This window comes from Streptomyces sp. NPDC012508 (assembly GCF_042902595.1).
GTDB lineage: Bacteria > Actinomycetota > Actinomycetes > Streptomycetales > Streptomycetaceae > Streptomyces.
In genome coordinates this window covers 71,514-94,083 of sequence record NZ_JBIBEO010000009.1, presented here as the reverse complement: position 1 = coordinate 94,083, position 22,570 = coordinate 71,514, and the positions used below count along the sequence as shown (strand labels likewise).

Below are 22,570 nucleotides of genomic sequence, written 5' to 3'. Positions count from 1 at the left end.
AACGGGGGCCTGCGTTGATGCAGGTGTGTCTGAACGGAACCCGGGGGCCGGGGGACTCCGCGGCGGTGCCGATGTCGCCGGGCGCCATGGCGGAGTCGGCGGCGCGGGCCGTCGCGGCGGGGGCACGGGATGTCCATGTGCACCCCAGGACGCCGTGCGGCGGCGACACGCTGTCGCCCCGGGTCCTCGCGGTGACGCTGGCGGCGGTACGGGGAGCGGTCGGCGTCCCGGTGGGAGTGACGACGGGCGCGTGGGCCGAGCCCGATCCCGTACGGCGGGTGGAGCGCGTCCGGGCCTGGACGGTCCTGCCCGACCACGCGTCGGTGAACTGGCACGAGCCGGGTGCGGAGGAGCTCGCGGCCGCGCTCCTGGAGCGCGGGGTGGGCGTGGAGGCGGGGCTCTGGTCGGGTACGGACGGACCGGCGCGGTTCCTCCGGTCACCCCTGGCACCCCGGGTGCTGCGGGTCCTCGCGGAGGTCACCGACCCGGACCCCACGACCGCCGGGTCCACGGCCCGTTCCCTCCTCGCGGACCTCGGCACGGCCCACGGCCGGCCGGTCCTCCTCCACGGTGAGGACGGCGGCACATGGCCGGTCCTGCGCCTGGCCCGCCGCCTCGGCCTGGCCACCCGCATCGGACTGGAGGACACCCTCGTCCTGCCGGACGGCTCCCGCGCGCGGTCCAACGCCCAACTGGTGGCGATCGCGCTCGCGATGACCGACGGCGAGACCAACTCGCCCTGGACGTAGGCGTAGACGCGTACGGAGACGGGGAGGGACGGGCGTCCGGCGAAGGGCGCGACGCTACCAGAGCGGAAATCCGGTGGCCCACCCGAATTCCCGTCCCGCAGAGTGTCCGTCGTGAGAACGACACCCGAGTCACCGGAGAACTGACATGTCGACGCTGCGCGTCACCGCCGAAACCCTGGCCGTCCATGCCCATCCCAACGCCGACGCGCTCGAGCTGGCCCAGGTGGGCCTGTACCGGGCCGTCGTCGCGAAGGGCGCGTACCGCAGCGGTGACGTCGCCGTCTACATTCCGGAGCAGGCCGTGCTGCCCACCGCGCTCGTCGACGAGCTGGGGCTGACCGGGCGGCTCGCCGGGAAGGCGTCGGACCGGGTCAAGGCCGTGCGTCTGCGCGGTGAGTTGTCGCAGGGGATCGTGTGCCGGCCGAAGGCGCTGGCCGATGTCGACCTGGCAGCGGCGGCGGCCGAGGGGACCGACTTCGCCGACCTGCTCGGGATCACGAAGTGGGTGCCGCCGATCCCGCCGACGATGAGCGGGGACGTGGAGGTGGCTCCCGACCTGCTGCCGTGGGTCGACATCGAGAACCTCCAGCGGTATCCGGACATCTTCGAGCCCGGTGAGCCGGTGGTCCTGACCGAGAAGCTGCACGGTACGGCCTGCCTCGTCACGTACTCCGCCGAGGACGGCCGCGTCCAGGTCTCGTCGAAGGGCTTCGGTGCCAAGGGGCTTGCGCTCCAGGAGGACCCGCGGAACCTGTACTGGCGGGCGGTCCACGGGCATGGCGTACCGGCCGTCGCGGCGCGGCTCGCCGCACGCCTCGGGGCGCGCCGGGTCGGCCTGTTCGCCGAGGTGTACGGGGCCGGTGTGCAGGACCTCGGCTACGGCGCCAATGCCCGTGGCGAGCAGGTCGGTTACGCGGTCTTCGACGTGTCGGCCGAGATCGACGGCCAGGTCCGGTGGCTGGACCCGGCGGAGGTCCTGGAGCCCGGCGAGCTGACGCTCGTACCGCGGCTGTACGCGGGGCCGTACGACCTGGACGTCGTCGTCGGGCTGGCGAGCGGCCGGGAGACCGTGTCCGGGCGCGAGCTGCATCTGCGGGAGGGGGTCGTGATCCGCCCGGCGACGGAGCGGTACAGCCCGGTCGTCGGCGGCCGGGCGATCGCCAAGGCGGTCAGCCCGGCGTATCTGACCCGCAAGGGCGGCACCGAGTACGAGTGACCGCCACGAAGGACCGAGGGGCCCGTCCACGGGGGTGGCGGGCCCCTCTTCGTATCGCGCCACGGGGACGGGCGGGGCGGCCGGGACGGGCGGGAGGGCGGGAGGGCGGAGCGGCCAGGACGGGCCGGGCGGCCGGGACGGGCCACGAGCTGCCGGGCCCGGGCGTGAGCCGCCCCGAGCCGCCCGGCGCCCTCGGGATCTACTTCTCCCGGCGTTCCCCCATGAGCCGCGAACCGGTGATGAGTTCACCGATCTGGTCGTCCGGGTTGGACAGGACGCAGTTCTGCAGCGACAGGCACCCGCAGCCGATGCAGTCGGTCAGATGGTCCCTCAGCCGTCCGAGCTGCTTGATCCGCTCGTCCAGCTCCGTACGCCACGCCGCCGAGAGCCGCGCCCAGTCCTCGTTGGTGGGCGTGCGCTCCTCGGGGAGTTCGGAGAGGGCGACGCGGATGGTCGCCAGGGGGATGCCGACGCGCTGCGCGGCCCGGATGAAGGCGACCCGGCGGAGCGTGTCACGGCCGTAGCGGCGCTGGTTGCCACTGGTACGGCGACTGCTGATCAGGCCCTTGGACTCGTAGAAGTGCAGGGCCGACACCGCGGCGCCGCTCCGCGCGGACAGCTGGCCGACGGTGAGTTCATGGATCTTCTCTGGAATCTGCGGCACCCCTCGAACCCTACTGTCCGTTGACAGCGGGCCCACCACCCCACATGCTGAGCAAGCGCTTAGAAACAGGAGTCACAGGTTCACGAAGGGACGAGCGAAACATGGCTGAGCCGAGGATCTTCACCTCTGCCGAGGAGCTGCGCGCCGCGGTCGGCGAGCCGCTGGGGCACAGCGACTGGCTGGAGATCGAGCAGAAGCGGATCGATCTCTTCGCCGACGCCACCGGTGACCACCAGTGGATCCACGTGGACCCGGAGCAGGCGGCCTCCGGGCCGTTCGGGAAGACCATCGCGCACGGCTATCTGACGCTGTCGCTGCTGCCGACCCTGGTGCCGCAGATCATGCGCGTCGAGGGCATGAAGATGGGCCTCAACTACGGCACCAACAAGGTCCGCTTCCCCTCCCCCGTCCCGGTCGGCTCGCGGCTGCGCGCGGGCGCCGTCCTGACCGAGGTGACGGAGGCGGGCGGCGGGGTGCAGGTGACGGCGACCGTGACGGTGGAGCGCGAGGGCGGCGACAAGCCGGTCTGCGTCGCCGAGTCGGTCTCCCGCTACTACTTCTGAGCGCCGACCATCCGCAGCACGAGGTCGGCGTAGAGCGCGCCGACCTCGTCCGGCGTCCGGCGGCCCTGGACGTTGAACCAGCGCGACACGTCGATGCAGAGCGAGAGCACCGCGACGGTCGTGCCCGGCACGTCCGGTACGTCGAACTCGCCCGCCGCCACGCCCTCGTCGATGATCCTGCGCACGGTCGCGTCGGACTCGCGGCGCAGCGCCACGATCTCGGTGCGGTGCTCGGGCCCGAGGGCGTCGAGCTCGTACTGGACGACCCGGGCGGTGGTGTGCCGCTCGGCGTGCCAGCGCACGAAGGACCGCACGGCGTCGGCGAGCCGCTCGCCCGCCGTCCCCTCGCCGTCGGCCGCGGCCCGGAGGATCTCCAGGGCCTTGTCGTGACCGATGCGGCTGATCCGGTGGAGCAGCTCTTCCTTGGTCTTGTAGTGGATGTAGAGCGCGGCCGGGCTCATGCCGGCACGGCCGGCGATGTCCCGGGTCGTGGTGGCGTGGTAGCCGCGTTCGGCGAACGCCTCGACGGCCGCGACGAGCAGCCGCCTGGCCGCCTCGGGCGTGACCTCGCCCCACGACGCGTCCGCGCCGCCGGGCGTCTCCTCAGCGACGCTCATCGTTCGCCCCTTCTCCAGCCGTCAGGACGAACACCATACAACGAAGCTGAGCAAGCGCTTAGGCTCAGAGCTTCTGGAAGGGGTCGTGCTCGGCGAGGAGCTTCTCCAGCCGGGCCTGGTCGACCCGGCTGACGATCTGCCCCGCCTCCTGCCGGTCGCGGACGACCTTGGCGAGGGTGAAGGCGGAGGTCGTGAGGTAGAGGACGGCGATGGCGAGGAAGGCGCGGACCCAGGCGTCGGCCTCCAGCTGGTAGACGCCGATCGCCACGGCGGCGAGGGCGAGGCCGAAGGAGATGACGGCCTGCAGGTGGTAGGCGCCCGTGTTCTGCTGCTTGACCGGTGTGTCGCTCATGACGACAGCATCGGGCGGATGTGGCACCCGCCACATCCGCCCGGATACTCAGCCGCGTCCCGCGGAGTACTCAGAACGCCGACACACCCGTGAGTGCGCGGCCGATGATCAGCTTCTGGATCTGGCTCGTGCCCTCGTAGAGCGTCATCACGCGTGCGTCGCGCAGCAGTTTGCCGACCGGGTACTCGTCGATGTAGCCGTAACCGCCGAAGACCTGGAGGGCGTTGTTCGCCGCGCGGACGGCCGCTTCGGAGGCGTACAGCTTGGCCTTGGAGGCGGCGGTGGCGAACTCCTGGCCGCGGTCGACGAGATCGGCGACGCGCCAGGTCAGCAGGCGGGCCGCGTCCACGTCGACGGCGATGTCGCTGATCAGCTCCTGGACCAGCTGGTACGCGGCGATGGGCTTGCCGAACTGCTCGCGCTCCCCCGCGTAGCGCACGGCCGCGTCGAGGGCCGCCTGCGCGATGCCGACACAGCCGGCCGCGACCGACATCCGCCCCTTGGCGAGGGCGGACATGGCGACCGAGAAGCCCTTGCCCTCGGGGCCCAGCATCGCGGCGGCGGGGACGCGGACGTCCTCCAGGACCAGCTCGGCGGTGGCCTGGCCGCGCAGGCCGAGCTTGCCGTGGATGGTGCGGCGGGTGAGGCCGGGGGTGTCGGTGGGGACGAGGAAGGCGGAGACACCCCTGTGGCCGGGGGTGTCTCCGGTACGGGCGAAGAGGAGGACCACGTCGGCCCAGGTGCCATTGGTGATGAACATCTTCGAGCCGTTGACGACGTACGTGCCCCCGTCACGGACGGCCTTGGTCGAGAGGTTGCCCGCGTCCGAACCGGTGCCCGGCTCGGTCAGCCCGAAGCAGCCGAGGGCGTCGCCCGAGGTGAGCCGGGGCAGCCAGGCGCGCTTCTGCTCCTCGGTCCCCCAGGAGGCGATGGTCTTGGCGACGAGGCCCAGCGAGACGGAGACGATTCCGCGGACGGAGGAGTCGCCGCGGCCGAGCTCCTCGGTGACGAGGCAGTAGGAGAGGTGGTCGCCGCCCGAGCCGCCGTACTCCTCGGGGACCGTCAGGCCGAGGAAGCCGACGGCCCCGAGCTTCTTCACGATCGACCGGTCGACGTTCTCGCTCCGGTCCCACGCGACGACGTGCGGGGCGACCTCGCGCGCGACGAACTCCTCGGCGAGCCGCCGTACGGCTTCCTGCTCCTCGCTGAGCTCCAGGTTCACTACGCCACCGACCTTCGGGGAAGACTTTAATTAGCACTGCTAGTTTCCGCTTCGCAGGCCTACTATGTGCGCCATGGCCCGACCGCGCAAGCCCCTTCTGAGCAGAGAACGCATCGTCGAGACGGCGAGCGCGCTCGTGGACGCGGAAGGCCTCGCCGCCGTCTCGACGCGGCGGCTCGCGGCCGAACTGGGTGTGAGCGGGCCGTCGCTCTACAACCACTTCCGCACCAAGGACGAGATCCTCGACGCGGTCGCCGACGCCGTCAGCGCGAAAGTCGATCTGTCGATGTTCGAGGAGGACGACGGCCGTGACTGGCGTACGGCGCTGCACGACTGGGCGGCCTCATACCGCGCCGCCCTGGCCGACCACCCCCACATCGTCCCGGTCCTGGCCCAGGGCCCGGGCCGCCGCCCGGCGGGCCTGAAGGTCGCCGACGCGGTCTTCGGCGCGATGGTCCGCGCGGGCTGGCCCCCGGCCCAGGCGACGTACATCGGCGCGCTGATGCGCTACTTCGTCACCGGTTCGGCCCTCGGCTCCTTCGCCCGCGGCTTCGTCGACGACGAGGCGGCCTACGACCCGGCGGACTACCCCCACCTCGGCCAGGCGCACCTCCTCGCGGAACACCGCCAGAAGGTCGACGAGGGAGCCTTCGAGACGGGCCTGAGAGCGCTGCTGGACGGGTTGGCGATGCAGTACGAGACGGGGGTACGGGGGGCGTGGGCCAAGCAGGAGACGAAGAGCGGCTCGTAGCGGCGGTACGGGCCGGGTACCCGGACGCGGTCCGCGCCCTGCCGGCGGCGGGCGGCGTCCCCTTGGTGGGGCCGGAGTTCGAGCACGATCATCGGCCGACGGAGCTGCTCCGCCACCGGTGGCGCCTGGAGGACGGTTCGGCCGCGGCCGAACCGTGAGTGCGGGACCCTGGCGGCATGGCTGCCAAAGACCTCGCCGCCCTCGCGGCGCTCCTCGCCGACGAGACCCGCGCCGCGTTCGTCCTCGCCCTGCTCGACGGGCGGGCCTGGACCGCCGGGGAACTCGCCCGGCTCGCGGGCGTGGCGGCGTCCACCGCCAGCGAGCATCTGGGGAAGCTCGTTGCGGGCGGGGTGCTCGCCGAGGAGCGGCAGGGGCGGCACCGGTACGTGCGGCTCGCCGACGCCGGGATCGCGCATCTGGTCGAGGACCTCGCCGCCCGCTCCGAGCCCGCACGGAAGGACCCGCCGCACTCGCTGCGGGCGGCGAGCGCGGGGCACGCGATGGCGCGCGGGCGCACCTGTTACGACCATCTCGCGGGGCGGCTCGGTATCGCGATCACCGAGGCGATGACCGTGCGCGGGCTGCTGCGCCAGGACACCGGGTTCGCCCTCACCGACCGCGGTGTGGCCTGGTTCGGGGAGCAGGACATCTCCCTGGCCCCGACGGGGCGGCGGCCCGTCGCCCGCGGCTGTCTCGACTGGACCGAGCGCAAGCCGCACCTGGCCGGGGTGGCGGGCGCCGCGCTCTGCCGGCACGCGCTCGACGCCGGCTGGTGCGTACGGATCGGGTCCGAGCGGGCCGTGAAGGTGACCCCCGAGGGCGAGCAGGCCCTCCGGCGTGCCCTGGGCATCGAGCCCGCGATATTGCGGTGAACGCCGAAGTGTCCAGGGCCTACGGTCGCCCCATGACCGACTCCCCCGCCACCTCACGCCTGGCGCTCGCCGCCGCCGGCGTCACCGTCGTCCTGTGGGCCTCCGCCTTCGTCTCGATCCGCAGCGCCGGGGAGGCCTACTCCCCCGGCGCGCTCGCCCTCGGGCGGCTGCTCTCCGGTGCGCTCGTCCTCGGAGCCGTCCTGTTGATCCGCCGCGAAGGGCTGCCGCCCCGGGCGGCCTGGCCGGGGATCATGGTGTCCGGACTCCTCTGGTTCGGCGCCTACATGGTGGCCCTCAACTGGGGCGAGCAGGAGGTCGACGCGGGCACGGCCGCGATGGTCGTGAACATCGGGCCCGTCCTCATCGCGCTGCTCGGCGCCCGGTTCCTCGGTGAGAAGCTGCCGCCGCGGCTCCTCGCGGGCATGGCGGTGTCCTTCGCCGGCGCGGTGGCCGTGGGGCTCTCGATGTCCGGCGAGGGCCACGCCTCGGTGCTCGGCGTCGGGCTCTGCCTCCTCGCGGCGGTCGCGTACGCGGGTGGTGTCGTCGCGCAGAAGCCCGCCCTCGCGCACGGAAGTGCCCTTCAGATCACGACCTTCGGGTGTCTGGTCGGCGCGTTGGCGTGTATGCCCTTCGCCTGGCAGTTGGTCGACGAGGCGGCGAGCGCTCCGCTCCCGGCGACCCTGAACATGGTCTACCTCGGCGTGTTCCCGACCGCCCTCGCCTTCACGACCTGGGCGTACGCCCTCGCCCGTACGACCGCCGGCCGGATGGGCGCGACGACGTACGCCGTGCCCGCGCTGGTCGTCGTCATGGCCTGGGTGTTCCTCGGCGAGCTGCCCGGCCTGCTCACGCTCGCGGGCGGGGCGCTGTGCCTGGCGGGCGTGGCGGTCTCGCGCTCCCGGCCGAAGCCCCCGTCGAGGACTCCGGCCGACAGCGTCGGGACCACCGAGGCTCGCTAGAAGACGACGAGCGCCCGGCCGCCCTTGCCCGCGATCATGTTCTCGAAGGCCCCCGGGATGCCGTCCAGGGTGATCCGTTCGGTGACCAGTGCGCTCAGGTCGAGACGGCCGGCCCGGATGTGGCCGGCGAGGACGGGCAGGTCCACGGCCGGGTCGCAGTTCCCGTACACACAGCCGGACAGGGTCCGGCCCCAGTGGAAGAGTTCCAGGGCGTTGAAGGTGACCTGCTGGTCCTTGCCTCCGATGCCGACGACCGTCGTACGGCCCCCGCGCCGGGTGGAGTCCCAGGCGGTACGGATCGTGGTGGCGCGGCCCACGCACTCGACGGCCACGTCGGCGCCCTGGCCGCCGGTCAGCTTCCGGACCTCCCTGGCGGTCGTCTCGGAGGCGACGACGTACTCGGTCGCTCCCGCGGCCCGCGCCAGGGCCTCCTTCTCCGGCGACACGTCGACCGCGATGATCGGCGAGGCGCCCGCGATCCGGGCGGCCTGGAGGGTGGCGAGGCCCACGCCCCCGACGCCGTACACGACGACGGACTCGCCCTGCCGTACCCGCGCCGAGTGGTGGACCGCGCCCCAGCCGGTGAGGACGGCGCAGCCGAGGAGGGCCGCGTCGGTCAGCGGGACCCCGTCCGGGACGGGCAGGACGCAGTTCGCCGCGACCACGGTCTCCTCGGCGAACGCCGCCACGTTGAGACCGGGGTGGAGGTCCGTCCCGTCCGCGGTGGCGGCGTACACGCTTCCGGCGCCGGTCAGCGCGTTCGCGCAGAGCCAGACCTCGCCGAGCGAGCAGGCGTGGCAGGCGCCGCAGGACGGCGCCCAGTTGAGGACGACCCCGTCGCCGGGGGCGACATGGGTGACGCCCTCGCCGACGGAGACGACCGTGCCGGCGCCCTCGTGACCGAGGACGGCCGGGACGGGCACCCGCATGGTGCCGTTGGCGAGGGACAGGTCGGAGTGGCAGACTCCCGCGGCGGCGAGGCGGACCCGGACCTGGCCGGGGCCGGGTTCGGGCAGTCGGATGCCGGTTATCTCCAGCGGAGAGCCGACGGCGGGCAGGAAGGCGGCGCGGACCACGCTCATGACGCGTCTTGCTCCTCGTGAATCGAAAAGGCCCGGAAGGGGCTCAGAAGGGATCGGAAGGGCTCGGACGACTCAGGAGGCTCAGAACTGGAGGGACTTGGTCTGGAGGTACTCGGCGAGGCCGTGCGCACCCAGTTCCCGCCCCACGCCCGACTGCTTGTAACCGCCGAACGGCGCCAGCGGGTTGAAGCGGCCACCGTTGATGTCGACCTGGCCCGTCTCCATCCGGCGGGCGAAGGCGACGGCCGCCTCCGGCTCTCCCCAGACGGCGCCGGCGAGCCCGTACACGGTCCCGTTGGCGATGGCGAGGGCCTCGTCCTCGTCCTCGTACCGCAGGAGCGAGACGACCGGGCCGAAGATCTCCTCCTGCGCGATGGTCATCTCCGGGGTGACGTCGGCGAAGACGGTCGGGGAGACGTAGTAACCGGTCTCCCTCGGGGCCTCGGGGCCGCCGGCGACGATCCGGGCACCCTCCTCGACGCCCTTCTCGATGTAGCCGCGCACGCGCTGCTGCTGCTTGGCGTTGACGAGCGGACCGACCCGCTCGCCGGGGACGTACTTGGCGACGGCCTCGGCGGCCAGCGCCACGGCCTCCTCGTACCGGTCGGCGGGGACGAGCATCCGGGTCCACGCGCTGCAGGTCTGGCCGGAGTTGGACATGACGTTGGCGATGCCGACGGCGACGGCCTTGCCGAGGTCGGCGCTCGGCAGGATGACGTTGGCGGACTTGCCGCCGAGTTCCAGGGCGACCCGCTTGACCGCGCCGCCCGCGAGGGCGCCGATCCGCTTGCCGACGGCCGTCGAGCCGGTGAAGGACACGAGGTCGACGTCCTCGTGCTCGGCGAGCGCCTGCCCGGCGACCGGTCCGAGGCCGGTGACGAGGTTGAAGACGCCGGCCGGGATGCCGGCCGCGTCGACCGCCTCGGCGAAGAGCTGCGCGGTCAGCGGGGTGTCCTCGGCGGGCTTGAGGACGACGGTGCAGCCTGCCGCGAGCGCGGGGGCGACCTTGGCGACGATCTGGTGGAGCGGGTAGTTCCACGGGGTGATCGCGCCGACCACACCGACCGGCTCGGAGTAGACCGTGGAGTTGCCGACCTTCTCCTCGAAGGAGTGCGTGGCGGCGAGCTCGGCGTACGTACCGGCGACGGCGATGGGCAGCCCGGCGTGGACGGCGGCGGCGAACTGCGGTGGAGCGCCGAGCTCGGCGGTGACCGTGGCGGCGATCTCCTCGGCGCGGGCGGCGAGACCGTCGCGGAGCGCCCCGATCAGCTTGGCCCGCTCCGCGGGCGGCGTGGCGGCCCAACCGGGGAAGGCGGTGCGTGCGGCCCGGACGGCGGCGTCGACGTCCTCGGCCGTACCGGCCGGGACATGACCGATGACCTGCTCGTCCGCCGGGTTGACCACCGGGATCGTGTCCGTGGAGGCGGCGGGACGCCACTCCCCGCCGATGTACATCGCGTCGTGGCTCTTCATCCGCTACTCCCTCGGTCCTTCGTGCCTGCGTGCCTGCGGTCCGTCGGCCTTCGTCACCGGCCGGTGCACCAGACACCCAAACTAGCGCTGATAGTTTTCTGGCGCCAGAGCCGTCGGCCGGTGCCGGGGCCGCCCCGCCCGCACCGATGGCCGGATTCAGAAGTCGGCCAGGGTCGGCTCGTCGAGCCGGGCCACGGACTCCTGCCCGTAGGCCTTCCGGTACGCCTCCCTGATCTCCTCGATCCGGGGATCGTGGAGCCGCGCCTCCGACGCCGGGTAGAGCAGGATCAGCTCGTACGAACGCTCCCGCTCGATGGTGCCGCTGCCGTCGCGCCACTGTCCACGCCCGTTCTGGACAGTCAGGCCCGCCGGGAAGCCGGGCGTCACCTTCTGGTCGACGAAGGCCATGAATTGCTCGTCGGTGACGGCCGGGCCGCCGTCGGGCCGCTCGGTCCCGAAGAAGAGCCGTGTCTCGACGTACGCCTTGCCCCTGGCCTGCGCCGTGACGGCGGTCCGCGCGGGCGTGCTCTCGCCGAGGGTGGCGTACGCGGCGGGGGCGCCGACCGCGACGAGCAGTCCGGCGGTGGCGACGGCGACACGGGTACGGGTGGCCATCGGGCGGGTCGGGGGGCGGCGCAGCGGGCGGATCGTCATGGGAACGTCCTCGCGGTTCGGTGGCGGGGCGGGTGCCGAGCCCGGTCTGCGCGGCTCGACTCCCCCGGTGACGGACCAGTTCTAGCGTCCGGACCAGGCCCGCTCCGCCACCGCCGCGCGTGCCTCGAGGAATGACCGGAAGCACAGGGGCGCACCGAGGAGGCGCGGGCGGCCCGTGGGACGGCGGGCGGCCCGGGCATCAGAACTCCTTGGCGACGTCCGTGAGATGGGCGAAGACGACGACGTTCGACTCGTAACCCTTCTTGGGGTCGAAGGAACCACCGCAGGTGAGCAGCCGCAGTTCGGGGCGGTCCGTGGAGCCGTACACCTCGCGGTCGGGGAACTCCTTCTTGGTGTAGGTGCGGACCTTGTCGACCGTGAAGACGGCGACCTTGCCGTCGGCCCGGGCGATACGGACGGTGTTGCCGCGGTCGAGCGAGTCGAGGTTGAGGAAGATGGCCGGCCCGGTACGGGTGTCGCGATGGCCGACGACGATCGCCGTGCCGCGCTCGCCGGGGGCGGGACCCCCCGCGTACCAGCCGACGATCCGCGGGTTCTCGATCGGCGGCGTGGCGAGCTTTCCCGACCGGTCGAGTCCCAGGTCGATCACCGGGGCCTCGATGGTGATCGACGGGACGGCGATGCTGGTGGCGCGCGACCGGGTCAAGGGCGGTGGGGACGCCACGAGCGGCCGTGCGGGCTTGGGCGCGACTTTCGGCCCGGGCTTGGGCGCGGGCTTGGGAGGGGACTGCGCCTTCGGCTTCTCGTCGGGCTGCCGCCCGGGGGTGGGGCGGGCGGTGGACTGTCCGGGTGCCCCGTGCGCGGCGGCGTCTTCGGACGCCGCCCGGTCGGCGGCGGCCGCCGGCGGCCCGGACGGTTCGTCGTCCTGGGCCCACCAGATGCCACCGCCGACCAGGGACAGGGTCACCACCACCGTCCGGGTGAGCCGGAGGAGGCGCCGCTGCCTGCGCGTGGAGCGGAACCTACGACGCGCCATGCGTGCGGCGGCGCGCCCGGCGGACGAGGATCAGACCCGCCGTGCCCGCGAGACCGGCGGCGAGGGCGGACGCGACCCCGAAGACGGAGCCGTCGTCGGAGGACTCGGTGGTCGTGGTGGTCGCACTGCCGCCGCCACCGGCGCCGACGGGACCCTGCGGGGGCCTGCCGCTGCTCGCGTTCCATCCACTGTCGGCGCTCGCGCTGCTACCGCCACCGCCTCCGCTGGCGCCGCTCCCCCCACTGCCGCCGCTGCCTCCACTGCCCCCGCTGCCGCTCCAGCTGTTGGCGGTGCCGCCGCTTCCGTCGCTGCTGCTGCCGCTCCCGTTGCCGGCGCTGCTGCCGCTTCCATTGCTGGTGCTGCTGCCGCTCCAGCTGTTGCCGTTGCCGGTGCCGGTGTTTCCGCTGCCGCCGTTTCCGTTGCCGTTGGTGGCGCTGGCGCTGCCGGCGTTGGCGCTGTTCGGGTTGGCGCCGCTTCCGTTGGCGCTGCTGCCGTTACTGCCGCTGTTGCCGTTCGCCGACGCGTTGGTGAGGTCGTCGCAGTCGACCCGGAAGTCCCTGCTCTTCCTGGCGCTGGTCTGGCCTTCCCAGGTCCACTCGACCCTGTACGCACCGTCGACGAGCGTCAGGTCCGGGGTGATCCCGCGGCCCGTGGAGTCGATGGTGATCGTGCCGTTCGTGGTCACGCTGTCCACCGGTCGCTGCGGGGAGACCGTCCAGCTGAGTTGCTGCACCCCCTCGAAGTCGAACGCGGCGAGATAGAACGTGCAGACCCTGGGCTGGGTGGTTTCGTCGTTCGCGGGCGTACGGCGCGGTTCGCCGCGGCCACCGGCGTGGTGGATCTTGATGTCGCCGTTGTCGCCGGGCGCGGCGAAGGCGGCGGGCGCACCTGCCAGACTGACGCTGCCGAGGGCGAGCGACGCGGCGGCGATGGACAGCAGGGGACGGACTGCCAGAGCGGTCATGCGGGGTTCCTCCAGTCATGAAGACGTCGGACGATCGGCCGATAATGTGACTATCTGTCATGACATGAGTACGGAGGGTGCCACCGCAGCAGTGACACCCTCCGTATTCACTCCCCCGGCCGACGATCCCGGCCGCCGGTCCGGCGCTAGATGATCCCGAACAGGATCCCCGCCGCAAGGACCACCAGCGACGTGAGCGCCGCCCACTTCACGGTGAAGCGGGTGTGGTCGCCGAACTCGACCTTCGCCATGCCGACGAGGACGTACACGGCCGGGACCAGCGGGCTCGACATGTGCAGCGCCTGGCCGGCGATCGAGGCACGGGCGATCTCCAGCGGCGAGACGCCGTGGGCCGCGCCCGCCTCCGCGAGGACCGGCAGGACGCCGAAGTAGAAGCCGTCGTTCGACATGAAGTACGTGAGGGGCAGGCTGAGGAGGCCGGTGACCAGCGCCATGTGCGGGCCCATGCCCTCGGGGATCGCACCCACGAGCCAGTCCGCCATGTGCTTGACCATGCCCGTACCGGTGAGGACGCCGGTGAAGACGGCGGCGGCGAAGACCATGCCGGTCACGTTCAGGACGTTGTCGGCGTGGGCGGCGATCCGGGCCTTCTGATCGGCCATCTTCGGGTAGTTGACGGTGAGCGCGAGGGCGGCGCCGAGCAGGAAGAGCACCGGGATCGGCAGCAGTTCGAGGATCATCGAGGTGAGCAGCGCGACGGTGAGCCCGGCGTTGAACCAGTACAGCCTGGGCCGCAGCGTCGGGCGGTTCGGGTCGAGGCCTCGGAAGCCCTCGTCGGCTCCCTCGGGCAGGCCGGGCGCGTCGCCGGAGCCGGAGCCGGAACCAGAGCCGGTGGTGGCGGTGGCCGGGTGGCCGGCCCCGGTGGCGCCCGAGCCGGTCGTCGAGCCCGAGCCGGTCGTGGCGCCCTTCGTGCCGCCGCCGGCGGCGACCAGGACGGTCTCGGTCTGCGGCTCCAGGGCCTCGTCCAGGGTGAGGTAGCCGATGCGCCGGCGCTCGCGGCGGCCGAGGACGTACGCGAGGGCGAAGACGAAGAGCAGGCCCATGGCGAGCGCCGGGATCATCGGGACGAATATGTCGGCCGCGTCCACCTTGAGCGCGGTCGCCGCACGGGCCGTGGGGCCGCCCCAGGGCAGGGTGTTCATGACGCCGTTGGCGGTGGCGGCGACACCCGTCATCACGACCAGGCTCATCCCGAGCCGCTTGTAGAGCGGGTACATCGCCGAGACAGTGATCATGAAGGTGGTCGAGCCGTCGCCGTCGAGCGAGACGATCGCCGCCAGTACCGCCGTACCGACCACCACCCGCACCGGGTCGGCCTTGCAGAAGCGCAGGATGCCCCGGACGATCGGGTCGAAGAGGCCGACGTCGATCATCACGCCGAAGTAGACGATGGCGAACATCAGCATCGCGGCGGTGGGGGCGAGCTTCTCCACACCGTCAATGACGTAGTCGCCGAGTTGCGCGCCCTGTCCGACGGCGACGCAGAACAGCGCGGGGATCAGCACGAGCGCCGCGATCGGCGACATCTTCTTCATCATGATCAGGACCAGGAAGGTCGCGATCATGGCGAAGCCGAGGACGGTCAGCATGGAGGACACCTCACGTTCACCTTTGAACTCCCACCGGGGCGGCTCCCACCGGTGCGGCGTTCGGATGACGTTAGGTGCCCCCTTCTGCCGTTAACAAGACGTTGACGCGTGAGCAATACGAGCAAAACCCCAGGTCACGGCGGGGGTCTCAGTCGGGTCACGGCAGAGGCGTCAGCTCCACCGGGAAGCCGTTGAGTACCGCCGTACCCGAGAGCGGGTCGAGGCGCGAGCCGTCGAGGAGCTGGTTCACATTGACCCCGGGGCGGGCTTCGGCGACGGCGAGCCGGGTGCCGGGGCGGTCGTGGCCCCAGCCGTGCGGCAGGCTCACCACTCCGCTCCGTACGGCGTCGGTGATCTCCACCTCGACCTCGAGCGCACCGCCCTCGGCCGCGATCCGGGCGGGCTTGCCGTCGGCGAGCCCCAGCCGGTCGGCGTCGGCCGGGTGGACCTGGAGGGTGCACCGGTTCGAACCGCTGTTGAGCGACGGCGCGTTGTGCAGCCAGCTGTTGTTCGACCGCAGATGACGGCGGCCGACGAGGACGAGGCCACTGGGCGCGGTGGCGAGGGCGGCGCGCAGCCGGGGCAGGTCGGCGGCGATGGGCTCGGGCAGCAGCTCGACGCGTCCGCTGCGGGTCTTGAGCAGCCCGGGGAGGCGGGGCTCGAGGGGGCCGAGGTCGATGCCGTGCGGCGCCTGGAGCAGGTCGTCGAGGGTGAGGTCGTACGGACCGAGGCGGAGCATCAGGTCGAGGCGCCGCTCGGGCCCGGTGGCGCCCGTCAGCCGGGCGGCGACCGCCTTCGGGTCGGCGCCGTGCACGGGTGAGTGCTCCTGGGTGACGGCCTTGGCGAGGGTCGTGTCGATGGCGAGGTCGTCGACGGCCGAGGGCGGGGCGCCGTGCATCCCGCTCACGGCGAGGATCAGCCGCGCGTGGATCTCACACTCGTCCATGCCTCCCTCTTCCAGAGGGACCACGGCCGGGGTGAAGCGGACCTGGTTGCGGACGGCGAGGCCGTTGAACGAGAAGTCGAAGTGGGCGCTCCGCGAGGGCGGCGGCGGGGGCAGGACGACATCGGCATGGCGGGTGGTCTCGTTGAGGTACGGGTCGACGGCCACCATGAGGTCGAGGGAGCCGAGCGCCCGGTCGAGGCGCAGCCCGTCGGGTGCCGACAGGACGGGGTTGGCGGCGACGGTGATCACCGCGCGGATACGTTCCTCCCCCTCCGTCTCGATCTCCTCGGCGAGCGCGGCCGTCGGGAGCTCGCCCTTGGCCTCGGGGTGGCCGGAGACCCTGCTGCTCCAGCGGCCGAGCGCGAAGCCCTTGCCGGGGCCCGCCGGCCGGGGTGCGGGGGCGGTCGCGGCGAGCGGGAAGAGCGCGCCGCCGGGGCGGTCGAGGTTGCCGGTGAGGACGTTGAGGACGTCGACGAGCCAGTTGGCGAGGGTGCCGTACGCGACGGTGGAGCTGCCCATCCGGCCGTACACGGCGGCGGCGGGCGCGGCGGCGAGTTCCCGGGCGACGGTACGGATGGTGGCCGCGTCCAGGTCGCAGGCGGCGGCGACGGCCTCGGGCGTGAACTCCCGTACCGCCTCCCGCACGTCGTCCACACCCTGGATCCGGTCGGCGAGCGGGAGGCCGGGGTCGGCGAGATCCTCCGCGAAGAGGGTGTGGACGAGCGCGGCGAGGAAGAGGGCGTCGGTGCCGGGGCGGATGGCGACGTGGCGGTCGGCGAGCCGGGCGGTACGGGTGCGGCGCGGATCGACGACGGTGAGGGTGCCGCCGCGCTTGCGCAGCGCCTTGAGCTTCCCGGGGAAGTCGGGGGCGGTGCAGAGGCTGCCGTTGGAGTCCAGGGGGTTGGCGCCGAGCATCAGCAGATGGTCGGTGCGGTCCAGGTCCGGGACGGGGATCGCGAAGGGATCGCCGAAGAGCAGTCCGCTGGAGACGTGCTTGGGCATCTGGTCGAGCGTGGAGGCGGTGAAGAGGTTCCGGCTCCGCAGGGCGCCGATCAGCAGGGGCGGGTAGAGGCCCCCGGCCATGGTGTGCACGTTCGGGTTGCCGAGCACGAGACCCACCGCGTTCGGCCCGTACGTCTCGATCAGCGGCCGGATCCGGGCGGCGATCGTGTCGAACGCCTCCTCCCAGGTGGCCTCCTGGAGGGTGCCGTCCTTGCGGACGAGGGGCCCCGTGAGCCGGTCGGGGTCGGCGTCGACCTCGCCGAAGGCGGCGCCCTTCGGGCAGATGAAGCCCTGACTGAAGACGTCGTCGCGGTCTCCGCGGGCGCCGGTGATCCGGGTGCCGTCGATGGTCAGGGTCAGCCCGCAGGTGGCTTCGCAGAGCGGGCAGATGCGCAGGGCGGTGGACATGACGACTCCCTGGGGCGGCGATGACGCACGGGCATCAGCGAGCATACCGACCGGTACGCACGGTGGGGAGGGGTCGGCGTCACCCACGGTGGAGAGGTGCTTGCCGCCTCGGTGCACCGCCGGGGGCGGGTCAGCTCAGCGAGGGCGCGAGATAGGCGTAGAGGAGGGCCCGGGTCTCGGCGATGAGCGCGGGGTCTCCGGACGGGGCGGTACGGAACGCGAGCTGGAGCAGCGCGTCCGCGGCCTCGACACCGACCAGGACCTTGCGGCGCAGGGCGTCGTCGGCCGTGCGGTCGAGGTGGGTGGCGAGGAGGCCGCAGAGGCGGTCGGCGACGAGGTGATTGGCGTCCTCGGGCGGAACCGCGGCGGGGGTGGCCTCGCTGTGGGTGGCTTCGATTCCGGTCGCTTCGCCCTCGGCGGCGTCGCCTTCGGTGGCCTCGCCTTCGGTGACCTCGCCGCCCGAGGCTCCCGCGGGGCGATCCCCGGCCGCCGGGGAGGCCGGGTCGGTGGATGCCTGGCCGGTAGACGCCTGGCCGACGGACGCCTGGCCGACGGACGCCTGGCCGGCCGGGGCGTGGGCGGGGCCGGCGGGGGCGGGGCCGGCGGGGGCGGGGACGCCGAAGTCGACGAGCGCGAAGCCGGGGACGGTGCGCTTCATCGCGATGTACTCGTCCAGGACGCTGTCGATCGCGCTGTACGCGTCGGCCCGGCCGGCCGCGGCGAGGCGGGCACCGATCCGCTCGGCGTAGCGGTCGAGGTTGCGGTGGGCGAGGGCGTCGGCCATGGCGCGCTTGTTGCCGAAGAAGCGGTAGACGGAGCCGATGGGGACGCCCGCGCGAGCGGCGACGGCACGGGTGCTCAGCTGCTCGTAGCCGGTCTCGTCGAGGAGTTCGGCACAGGCGTCGAGGATCCGGGCGAGGCGCTCGGCGCTGCGCTGCTGGACGGGGGTGCGGCGGAGTGAAGGCTGGGGCACGGGGTCCATGATGCCGCTCCGTTCCTGGTCGGGTCAGGCGATGAGCAGTCCGATGCCTCCGAGGGTGTACGCGATCATCAGCGCGAACAGGGGCAGTTGGCCGGCCACGGCGCGGTCGGGCGGGAAGAGGCGCACGGAGCGGTCGTGCGCGGCGACGACTCCGAGGACGTGGCCGGTGACGATCGCGGTGACCTGGAGGGTGGCGAGGCCGCCCGGGGCCAGTGGCGGAGCGGGCGCGGGGGCGTTGTCAGTGCCCACTGCCATCATGACGGTACGCGGTCCTTCCGTCACGAAGAGTGTGAAGTAGTGGGCGACGAGATAGCCGAGGGCGATGGGGAGGAGGGAGTGGGCGAAAGAGGTGAGAGGCGTGGCGAGTTCGCGGGACATCAGGCGCAGGGTGCCTGCGCAGAGGCCGTAGAGGGCGGCGACGAGGGCGACGGCGGCGAGGAGGCCGAGGGTGGCGGTGACGGTCGGGCCGAGGGGGGAGGTCTGGAGGCCGGTGATCCAGCGGGGGTTGTCCGAGAAGCCGTCGTAGGCGGTGGAGCCGAGCAGGACGCAGACGGTGGCGACGAGCCCGGGGGTCTGCGGGGTGGAGTCGAGGCTGTTGAAGGGTGAGCGCAGGACGAGCCGGCCGTCGGCGCGGCGGCCGAGGGGGGAGAGCCGGGCGAGGAGGGAGGAGTAGACCTCGAAGGGGTCGGCGTGGGCGAACCAGTCGGGGCCGTGGCGGGCGGCGCCGAGGAGGCCGAGAGCGGTGAGGGCGGCGAGGAGGACCAGGAGGGTGGTGGAGGAGGCGGGGGCGGGGGCGACGAGTTCGAGCCAGGCGAAGAGGAGCAGTCCGGCGGCGGCGGGCCGGATCCCGAGTCCGGGAGGCAGGGGACGGGGGTCGCGGGGGGTCGGGAGCAGGGCGTGGAGGGCGCGCAGGGGGTTGAGGAGGCGCCAGACGGGGCCGAGGAGGAGGGAGGCGGGGACCAGCCCCACCCAGAGGAGGACGTAGACGGCGCCGGGTGCGGGGTTGCGGTCGGGGTCGTCGGGGCCGAGGAGGAGGTGGAGCAGGACGGTCAGGGCGGCCGCCGCTCCGGCCACACGCAGGGCGGTGCGGGTGGCCGGGGCGTCGGCGAGGCGCTGGACGGCTGCGGGCAGCGGGCGGCCCGCCCGGTCGCCGCGGAATCGGGAGGCGGGCCAGAGCAGACCGAGGGCGAGGAAGGAGACGAAGAGCGCGGCGAAGGCTCCCGCGTAGGCGTAGAAGGGCGCGAGCGGGAGGTCGTGCTGGGAGCCGATGCCGTGGGCGAGGAGGCCGGTGGGAGGGGTCATCGGACGACGAGTTGGGTCAGGAGGAGCCCCGAGTCATGGGTCTCGACCTCGAAGAGACCGGTGCGGTCGACGGTGAGGGTGAGGGAGCCGGGTGTGCCGGGGGCGAGGGGCAGTTCCCGGTCGTAGCCGTGGACGTGGAGGGTGTCGGCGCGGTCGCTGGTGACACGGAGGGTGAGCCGTTCACCCTTCTTCAACTCGATGCGGGAGGGGGGTGGTTGGACGGACGACCCGTCGACGGTGATCTCGACGGTCCGGCCGGGCGCGGCGGACGTCGGCGCGGTCGCCGTGGGGGCGGCGGTCCCTGAGGGCGCGGTCGCCGTGGGGGTGGTCGAGGACGGGGCGGAGGAAGACGGGACGGACGACAGGGCGACGGTGGCCTCGACCGGCCTGCCCGCGACCGCCCAGGCGGTGTGGTCGTCCGCGTGGAGGCGGACGGTCAGGGTGCGGGCGCCGGGCGGGACGTGGTGCCAGGGGCCGTAGACCCGGCCGGACTCCTTGCCGTCGACGAGGAGCCGGGCGTATCCGCGGCCCGGGATGGCCGCGCCCCCGACGCTCTCCGGGGTGAAGCGGAACCTCTCCACGGCGAGGTGGATGTTCCAGCCGCCCTCGCTGTCGGGCCGTGTCTCGACGCGGACGGCGGGCGCGCCCCCGGCCGGCACCTCCCGGAGCCGGTGCCCGCCCTCGTCCTTCGCCGCGAGCAGCGTGCCGCTGCCCGCGGTCGCCTCCTGGTGGCTGGTGCCGGGCTTGTGATGGGTGGTGGCCCGCCCGCCGCACCCGGCGGCGGCCAGCGCGACGGCGAGGACGACACCGGCGAGGGCGGCGGACCGGCGGCGCGCGGCGGCGGACTGGCCGCCCGTGGCGGCCGCCGTGGCGGGTGGGCGCCCCGCGACGCGCTCCCGCCGGCGCGTGGCGGCGGACTGGCCGCCCGTGGCGGGCGGGCGCCCCGCGACGCGCTCCCGTCCGCGCGGGGCGGCGGACTGGCCGCCCGTGGCGGCCGCCGTGGCGGGCGGGCGCCTCACGACGCGCTCCCGTCCCGCGCCTCGTGCCCATGGCGCTCCCCACGCGCGGCCTCGACGGCAGGCGGCGGGCCGGAGTCCGGGGCGGGTTCCTGGACGCCCGCTCCCCCGGGAGCGCGCCGGCCCGCGACCACCACCGCCCACAGCACCCACACCACCGCGAGGAGTCCGCGCAGCCAGGCGGGGCTGAGAGGGATCCAGGGGATCATCAGGACGGCCTTGTCGAAGGCGTCGAGGAGGGTCAAAGCGCCCAGGGCGAGGGTGGTCCAGGCGAAGGCGGGACGCGTCGGGCGCAGCGCGAGGCCGACCACCGTCCACCAGACGCCGGTCAGCAGCAGCGCCACGGCGGGAAGGGGGCCGGAGGCGAGGCCGAGCGTGGAGGCGGCCACGTCCAGGACCAGGCCCGCGAGGCCCAGGAGGGTCGCCACGCCCGCCGCCCGGCTGCCGCGGAGCCGGCGCCACCACAGCGCTCCGCCCACGAGGGCGAGGACGACCGCGATCCCCAGGGCGAGCTGGGTCTCGACACGCTGGATCCCCCGCGCGCCGTACCAGTCGCAGCCCGCGGGCAGCCGCCGCGCCTGGACGTTGTAGTCGGCGCACACCAGGAGGTGGGCGAGCTTTGCCGGTTCGCCGACGAGCCGGCCGGTGTTCCCTGAGACCTCGCCCCGGCGCTTCCCGCACTCGGGCAGGGAGCCGGGGGTCGACGCACCGGACGCCTTGCCCTCGGACCGCCAGCAGTTGCCGTCGCCCTGGCCGTCCCACCACACGTCCGTGCGGTTGGGCCGGGAGGCCCCCGACCTGTCCACGCCCAGGTGGTTGCCGGCGTACCGGTTGTGGTGGGAGGTGTCGGTCTGCTTGCCCCAGGCGGACTCGCCCCGGATGAAGGCGGGGACGGCGCTCAGGAAGAAGGCGGCGCGCTGGTGTCCGTACACCCAGTTGTTCTCGTACAGGTTCCAGTTGCCGCCCGCCGTGATGATGCCGGTGCCCGGCGGCATCGAGATCTGCGGGCAGACGACGCCCTGCTCGTAGCCGCGCTCGACGGGCGGCTTGGCGCAGGTGCCGTCGGCGACGTAACGGTAGTAGTTCTGGTTGTTGTCGTGGATCAGGTTCCGTTCGAAGCGGGCGTGGTTCTGCGGGAGCCCGGGATGGCCGGGGAAGGCGGAGTCCATGGAGGCGCCGCCCATGTTGTGGTCGAACTCGTTGTCGTGGACGTAGACGGAGTCGCCGGCCGTGCCGCTGTAGCCGACCATGTTGTGGTGGCTGCGGCAGCCGGTGATCTCGATGGAGTAGCGCGGGACGTCGTAGCCGCGGCCGTCGTTGATGTCGGAGGCCGAGCCGGGGTAGATGCCGGAGTCCCCGTTGCCGTACGACTCGCAGTTCTTGTAGAGGCCGTGGTCGGAGGCGAAGGTGAGGAAGCCGTACTCGTCGTTCCACCGGGTGAGCACGTTGTCGATGACGAAGCCGTCGGCCGCCAGCACGTACAGCGAGTTGAAGGTGGTTCGCTGGGCGGTGAAGTTGCGGAAGTAGACGCCGTCGGACCCGTCCGCGCGCAGGGCGTTGAGCTTCGTGTACCTGGCGTCGATGACGACGTCCAGGCGGGAGGCGCCGGTGCCCTCGATCTGGAGGTCCTTCTTGCCGAGGATGGCCACGAGGTTCTGGTTGTGCGGGCACTGCTTCTGCTGCTCGTACGACAGGATCTGGTAGCCGAGCGCCGACTCGGGGGCCTTCAGCGCGGCGCAGGCGCCGGTGGGCGCGGGCTGTGAGGGTTCCTCCTCGTAGAGGCCGGGCAGGACGGCGATGGTCATGCCGGGCCGGTCGACGGCGTCGACGGCCTGCTGGAGATGGCGGAACCCGCTCCGCGCGCACCGCTCGAAGAGGGCGAGGTTGCGGGCCTTCAGCTCCGCCGGGAAGCCGGAGACGCGGCGGCTGAAGTCGGCCCGGTCGGTCTTGCAGACCAGGAGATCGGGTTCCCCGGTGCGCAGCTTCGGCACGCTGCCGGAGCCGTCGGGGAAGGTGACGGGCCGCTCTTCGTGGGCCTGGGCCCCGGGGGCGGTGACGAGGGCGGCGGCGAGCGCCGCGAGAACGACCGAGAGCGCGACAAGGAGCCTGCGGGTCCACGACATGGGCGTGAGAGTAGAGCAATGTTCATCTTTTGGAACCCCTTGTGCA

The 22,570-nt window shown here is 73.0% G+C and carries 22 protein-coding genes; 7 read left to right on the top strand and 15 right to left on the bottom strand.

Annotation, left to right across the window (positions count from 1 at the left end; genetic code table 11):
* Positions 1-14 precede the first annotated feature (14 nt).
* Together ACFY8U_RS28415 and ACFY8U_RS28410 are read left to right on the top strand one after the other, a co-directional pair.
* Entirely contained in the window at positions 15-749 is a 735-nt protein-coding gene (locus ACFY8U_RS28415; protein WP_389575200.1) for a 3-keto-5-aminohexanoate cleavage protein, read from the top strand.
* Positions 750-894: 145 nt separating this feature from the next.
* Positions 895-1,965 carry an RNA ligase (ATP) gene (locus ACFY8U_RS28410; protein ID WP_389575199.1) on the top strand — a complete coding sequence of 357 codons (1,071 nt, stop codon included), beginning with the start codon at positions 895-897 and terminating at the stop codon, positions 1,963-1,965.
* 199 nt (positions 1,966-2,164) lie between these two features.
* On the opposite strand, the gene soxR is transcribed toward ACFY8U_RS28410, so the two are convergent.
* Positions 2,165-2,629 (bottom strand): redox-sensitive transcriptional activator SoxR, encoded by a 465-nt coding sequence (gene soxR / locus ACFY8U_RS28405; RefSeq protein ID WP_361439122.1) that lies wholly within the window; start codon positions 2,627-2,629, stop codon positions 2,165-2,167.
* 101 nt (positions 2,630-2,730) lie between these two features.
* Here soxR and ACFY8U_RS28400 point away from each other — a divergent pair, with 101 nt between their 5' ends.
* Positions 2,731-3,192 (top strand): MaoC family dehydratase, encoded by a 462-nt coding sequence (locus tag ACFY8U_RS28400; RefSeq protein WP_361601413.1) that lies wholly within the window; start codon positions 2,731-2,733, stop codon positions 3,190-3,192.
* Here the strand turns inward: ACFY8U_RS28400 and ACFY8U_RS28395 are convergent.
* From ACFY8U_RS28395 to ACFY8U_RS28385, 3 genes are all read right to left on the bottom strand, one after another.
* The gene (locus ACFY8U_RS28395) at positions 3,183-3,809 is read right to left on the bottom strand and encodes a TetR/AcrR family transcriptional regulator (protein WP_361439126.1); all 627 of its coding nucleotides are present in this window, start codon (positions 3,807-3,809) and stop codon (positions 3,183-3,185) included. The two genes, ACFY8U_RS28400 and ACFY8U_RS28395, sit on opposite strands and share 10 nt — an antisense overlap.
* Before the next feature lie 64 nt (positions 3,810-3,873).
* Positions 3,874-4,161 carry a YiaA/YiaB family inner membrane protein gene (locus ACFY8U_RS28390; protein ID WP_389575196.1) on the bottom strand — a complete coding sequence of 96 codons (288 nt, stop codon included), beginning with the start codon at positions 4,159-4,161 and terminating at the stop codon, positions 3,874-3,876.
* A 70-nt stretch (positions 4,162-4,231) separates the two neighbouring features.
* Complete coding sequence (locus ACFY8U_RS28385; RefSeq protein ID WP_389575194.1) at positions 4,232-5,383, bottom strand: acyl-CoA dehydrogenase family protein; 1,152 nt, start codon at positions 5,381-5,383, stop codon at positions 4,232-4,234.
* Positions 5,384-5,456: 73 nt separating this feature from the next.
* Between ACFY8U_RS28385 and ACFY8U_RS28380 the strand changes: the two genes are divergently transcribed.
* Genes ACFY8U_RS28380 through ACFY8U_RS28365 form a run of 4 tightly spaced genes read left to right on the top strand, consistent with a single transcriptional unit; the run spans position 5,457 to position 7,965 of the window.
* Positions 5,457-6,134 (top strand): TetR/AcrR family transcriptional regulator, encoded by a 678-nt coding sequence (locus ACFY8U_RS28380; protein WP_361646578.1) that lies wholly within the window; start codon positions 5,457-5,459, stop codon positions 6,132-6,134.
* Positions 6,101-6,292: a hypothetical protein gene (locus ACFY8U_RS28375; RefSeq protein WP_389575192.1), complete on the top strand. Its 192-nt coding sequence runs from the start codon at positions 6,101-6,103 to the stop codon at positions 6,290-6,292. Before ACFY8U_RS28380 ends, ACFY8U_RS28375 begins: the two co-directional genes overlap by 34 nt.
* Positions 6,293-6,310: 18 nt before the next feature.
* Positions 6,311-7,006 carry an ArsR/SmtB family transcription factor gene (locus ACFY8U_RS28370; protein ID WP_389575190.1) on the top strand — a complete coding sequence of 232 codons (696 nt, stop codon included), beginning with the start codon at positions 6,311-6,313 and terminating at the stop codon, positions 7,004-7,006.
* Positions 7,007-7,038: 32 nt separating this feature from the next.
* Positions 7,039-7,965 (top strand): DMT family transporter, encoded by a 927-nt coding sequence (locus ACFY8U_RS28365; protein WP_389575188.1) that lies wholly within the window; start codon positions 7,039-7,041, stop codon positions 7,963-7,965.
* On the opposite strand, the gene ACFY8U_RS28360 is transcribed toward ACFY8U_RS28365, so the two are convergent.
* The 11 genes from ACFY8U_RS28360 to ACFY8U_RS28310 all read right to left on the bottom strand — a co-directional run bounded on the left by ACFY8U_RS28360 (position 7,962) and on the right by ACFY8U_RS28310 (position 22,524).
* Entirely contained in the window at positions 7,962-9,041 is a 1,080-nt protein-coding gene (locus ACFY8U_RS28360) for a Zn-dependent alcohol dehydrogenase (protein WP_389575409.1), read from the bottom strand. The two genes, ACFY8U_RS28365 and ACFY8U_RS28360, sit on opposite strands and share 4 nt — an antisense overlap.
* A gap of 87 nt (positions 9,042-9,128) precedes the next feature.
* Positions 9,129-10,520, bottom strand: a complete 1,392-nt coding sequence (locus ACFY8U_RS28355; RefSeq protein WP_361601395.1) for an aldehyde dehydrogenase family protein — start codon at positions 10,518-10,520, stop codon at positions 9,129-9,131.
* Positions 10,521-10,676: 156 nt separating this feature from the next.
* Positions 10,677-11,174 (bottom strand): DUF3574 domain-containing protein, encoded by a 498-nt coding sequence (locus ACFY8U_RS28350; protein WP_389575186.1) that lies wholly within the window; start codon positions 11,172-11,174, stop codon positions 10,677-10,679.
* 199 nt (positions 11,175-11,373) lie between these two features.
* The gene (locus ACFY8U_RS28345; protein WP_389575184.1) at positions 11,374-12,171 is read right to left on the bottom strand and encodes a class F sortase; all 798 of its coding nucleotides are present in this window, start codon (positions 12,169-12,171) and stop codon (positions 11,374-11,376) included.
* Positions 12,158-13,135, bottom strand: coding sequence for a hypothetical protein (locus ACFY8U_RS28340; protein WP_389575182.1), 978 nt, complete (start codon positions 13,133-13,135; stop codon positions 12,158-12,160). Before ACFY8U_RS28340 ends, ACFY8U_RS28345 begins: the two co-directional genes overlap by 14 nt.
* A gap of 146 nt (positions 13,136-13,281) precedes the next feature.
* Complete coding sequence (locus tag ACFY8U_RS28335) at positions 13,282-14,745, bottom strand: CitMHS family transporter (protein ID WP_389575408.1); 1,464 nt, start codon at positions 14,743-14,745, stop codon at positions 13,282-13,284.
* Between the two features lie 157 nt (positions 14,746-14,902).
* Positions 14,903-17,101 carry a molybdopterin oxidoreductase family protein gene (locus tag ACFY8U_RS28330; RefSeq protein ID WP_389575180.1) on the bottom strand — a complete coding sequence of 733 codons (2,199 nt, stop codon included), beginning with the start codon at positions 17,099-17,101 and terminating at the stop codon, positions 14,903-14,905.
* Positions 17,102-17,231: 130 nt separating this feature from the next.
* The gene (locus ACFY8U_RS28325) at positions 17,232-18,083 is read right to left on the bottom strand and encodes a TetR family transcriptional regulator (RefSeq protein ID WP_389575178.1); all 852 of its coding nucleotides are present in this window, start codon (positions 18,081-18,083) and stop codon (positions 17,232-17,234) included.
* Positions 18,084-18,107: 24 nt separating this feature from the next.
* Entirely contained in the window at positions 18,108-19,385 is a 1,278-nt protein-coding gene (locus ACFY8U_RS28320; protein WP_389575176.1) for a hypothetical protein, read from the bottom strand.
* A complete protein-coding gene (locus tag ACFY8U_RS28315) occupies positions 19,382-20,404 on the bottom strand; it encodes a hypothetical protein (protein ID WP_389575174.1) in 1,023 nt (340 codons plus the stop codon). Before ACFY8U_RS28315 ends, ACFY8U_RS28320 begins: the two co-directional genes overlap by 4 nt.
* Complete coding sequence (locus tag ACFY8U_RS28310; protein ID WP_389575172.1) at positions 20,401-22,524, bottom strand: right-handed parallel beta-helix repeat-containing protein; 2,124 nt, start codon at positions 22,522-22,524, stop codon at positions 20,401-20,403. The genes ACFY8U_RS28315 and ACFY8U_RS28310 overlap by 4 nt, the downstream gene beginning before the upstream one ends.
* Positions 22,525-22,570 lie beyond the last annotated feature (46 nt).

Coding starts and splice junctions, on each gene's coding strand:
- ACFY8U_RS28410 (WP_389575199.1), top strand. CDS start 895: ATGTCGACGCTGCGCGTCACCGCCGAAACCCTGGCCGTCCATGCCCAT.
- ACFY8U_RS28400 (WP_361601413.1), top strand. CDS start 2,731: ATGGCTGAGCCGAGGATCTTCACCTCTGCCGAGGAGCTGCGCGCCGCG.
- ACFY8U_RS28395 (WP_361439126.1), bottom strand. CDS start 3,809: ATGAGCGTCGCTGAGGAGACGCCCGGCGGCGCGGACGCGTCGTGGGGC.
- ACFY8U_RS28390 (WP_389575196.1), bottom strand. CDS start 4,161: ATGAGCGACACACCGGTCAAGCAGCAGAACACGGGCGCCTACCACCTG.
- ACFY8U_RS28380 (WP_361646578.1), top strand. CDS start 5,457: ATGGCCCGACCGCGCAAGCCCCTTCTGAGCAGAGAACGCATCGTCGAG.
- ACFY8U_RS28370 (WP_389575190.1), top strand. CDS start 6,311: ATGGCTGCCAAAGACCTCGCCGCCCTCGCGGCGCTCCTCGCCGACGAG.
- ACFY8U_RS28365 (WP_389575188.1), top strand. CDS start 7,039: ATGACCGACTCCCCCGCCACCTCACGCCTGGCGCTCGCCGCCGCCGGC.
- ACFY8U_RS28355 (WP_361601395.1), bottom strand. CDS start 10,520: ATGAAGAGCCACGACGCGATGTACATCGGCGGGGAGTGGCGTCCCGCC.
- ACFY8U_RS28350 (WP_389575186.1), bottom strand. CDS start 11,174: ATGACGATCCGCCCGCTGCGCCGCCCCCCGACCCGCCCGATGGCCACC.
- ACFY8U_RS28345 (WP_389575184.1), bottom strand. CDS start 12,171: ATGGCGCGTCGTAGGTTCCGCTCCACGCGCAGGCAGCGGCGCCTCCTC.
- ACFY8U_RS28340 (WP_389575182.1), bottom strand. CDS start 13,135: ATGACCGCTCTGGCAGTCCGTCCCCTGCTGTCCATCGCCGCCGCGTCG.
- ACFY8U_RS28335 (WP_389575408.1), bottom strand. CDS start 14,745: ATGCTGACCGTCCTCGGCTTCGCCATGATCGCGACCTTCCTGGTCCTG.
- ACFY8U_RS28330 (WP_389575180.1), bottom strand. CDS start 17,101: ATGTCCACCGCCCTGCGCATCTGCCCGCTCTGCGAAGCCACCTGCGGG.
- ACFY8U_RS28325 (WP_389575178.1), bottom strand. CDS start 18,083: ATGGACCCCGTGCCCCAGCCTTCACTCCGCCGCACCCCCGTCCAGCAG.
- ACFY8U_RS28320 (WP_389575176.1), bottom strand. CDS start 19,385: ATGACCCCTCCCACCGGCCTCCTCGCCCACGGCATCGGCTCCCAGCAC.
- ACFY8U_RS28310 (WP_389575172.1), bottom strand. CDS start 22,524: ATGTCGTGGACCCGCAGGCTCCTTGTCGCGCTCTCGGTCGTTCTCGCG.